General features: G+C 75.7%; 3 protein-coding genes. All 3 read right to left on the minus strand.

Features of this window, described 5'->3' with window-relative positions; all coding sequences use genetic code 11:
• On the minus strand, positions 1–406 hold a 406-nt coding region (locus tag AB0J52_RS40420), incomplete at its 3' end, for an inositol monophosphatase family protein (RefSeq protein ID WP_500188499.1).
• Positions 403–1,209 (minus strand): HAD family hydrolase, encoded by an 807-nt coding sequence (locus AB0J52_RS40425; RefSeq protein ID WP_500188500.1) that lies wholly within the window; start codon positions 1,207–1,209, stop codon positions 403–405. The genes AB0J52_RS40420 and AB0J52_RS40425, both read right to left, overlap by 4 nt.
• A partial coding sequence (locus AB0J52_RS40430; protein ID WP_500188502.1) for a TOBE domain-containing protein occupies positions 1,206–1,454 on the minus strand: 249 nt, incomplete at its 5' end. The genes AB0J52_RS40430 and AB0J52_RS40425, both read right to left, overlap by 4 nt.

Here is a 1,454-nt window from a genome sequence, read left to right on the forward strand (position 1 = left end):
CGCGCACCGGGTCGTAGACCGCGCCCGCGACGACCTCGCCGTCCACGACGGCCGCCACGGAGGTGCAGAAGAACGGCAGCCCGGCGGCGAAGTTCGCGGTGCCGTCGATCGGGTCGACATACCAGCGGACCTCCCCGTCCTGCCCGCCGCCTTCCCCGCCCGGCAGCCCGCCGCCCTGCGTGCCGCCCTCCTCGCCGACGACCACGCTCGCGGGGGCGCACCGGGCGAGGACGGCGCGGATGGTCTCCTCGGCGGCCCGGTCGTGCTCGGTCACCGGGTCGTGGAAGTCGCGCTTGGTCTGCACGGCCGGACGGGAGCGGAACGCCGTCCGCAGCCGGTCGGCGGGGGCGCGCGCGGCGGTCTCGGCGATCCGCTGGAGTTCGCGGGCGGCGGCCGGGTCGGTCATCGGTCTCCCTCGGGGGCGTCGGTGAGCAGGGCGAGCAGGCCGTGGCCGTCGTCGACCACGGCGTCCGGGCGGTTCCGGATCTCGAACGGGACGTCGTAGGTGCCCTTGGCGACCATCAGGACGGTGGCGCCGACCCCGGCGCGGTGGCCGCACAGCACGTCGCGGTCGAAGTTGTCCCCGACGTACCAGACCCGTTCGGGCCGGACGTCCAGGGCGCGGGTGGCGATCCAGATCATCTCCGGGTTGGGTTTGCGGACGCCGGCCTCGTCGCTGTAGACCTCCAGGGCGAGCTTGTCCGCGAGGCCGGTGGCGGCGGTGAAGTCCCGGTGGACCGCGCCCGACAGGGCGTTGCTGACCACGGCGCAGGGGACGCCCAGCCCGGCGGCGGCGTCCAGCAGTTCCGGGATGCCGGGGCGGATGATCCGCTCCTGCCGGACCTCGCCCATCCGCTTGCACAGCGGGGTCGCGTGCGCGACGACGGCCTGCCGGGCCGGGGCGGGCCAGTCCGCGGCGACGTAGTCGCGCCAGAACTGCACGTGCGTCATCTCGACGGGCGCGAACGGGCGGGACATGGCGTTCTTCCAGCTCTTGTCCCCCGCGGCCCCCGCCTTGATGTCGGCCTCGACGTCGCCCACGCTCAGAGAGTGGCTGCCGCCCCGGACGAGCAGGGCGTGCACCTCCTTGGCGAGCACGGCCGTCCAGCCGGGACGGGTGCGGGTCTCGACGAGGACGCCGCCGAAGTCGAGCAGGATCGCGTCGGGCCGGGTCGGCCGGGCGCCGGACGCCGGTGCGGGCTCGGTCATCGGGCGGCCTTCCCGACCGGCGCGGACGCGTCGTCCCACGCGGTCATGCGCGTCCCGTCGGCGGCGAAGACGTGCAGCCGGTCGGGGCGGGCCCAGCAGCGCACGGTGTCCCCGGGCGCGAGCCCCGGGTCCTCGTGGGTGACCGCGAACACCTCGGTGTCGTCGAGGCGGAGCTGGACGGTCCAGCTCGACCCGGCGGGCAGGACGGTCTCGACGGCGGCCTCGTGCGACCACGCGTCGGCCGG

The sequence above is a fragment of the Spirillospora sp. NPDC049652 genome (genome assembly GCF_040675125.1).
Classification (GTDB): Bacteria; Actinomycetota; Actinomycetes; order Streptosporangiales; family Streptosporangiaceae; genus Spirillospora.

Bases quoted from the DNA above. Each gene is read 5' to 3' on its own strand.
- AB0J52_RS40425 (WP_500188500.1), bottom strand. From the start codon at position 1,209: ATGACCGAGCCCGCACCGGCGTCCGGCGCCCGGCCGACCCGGCCCGAC.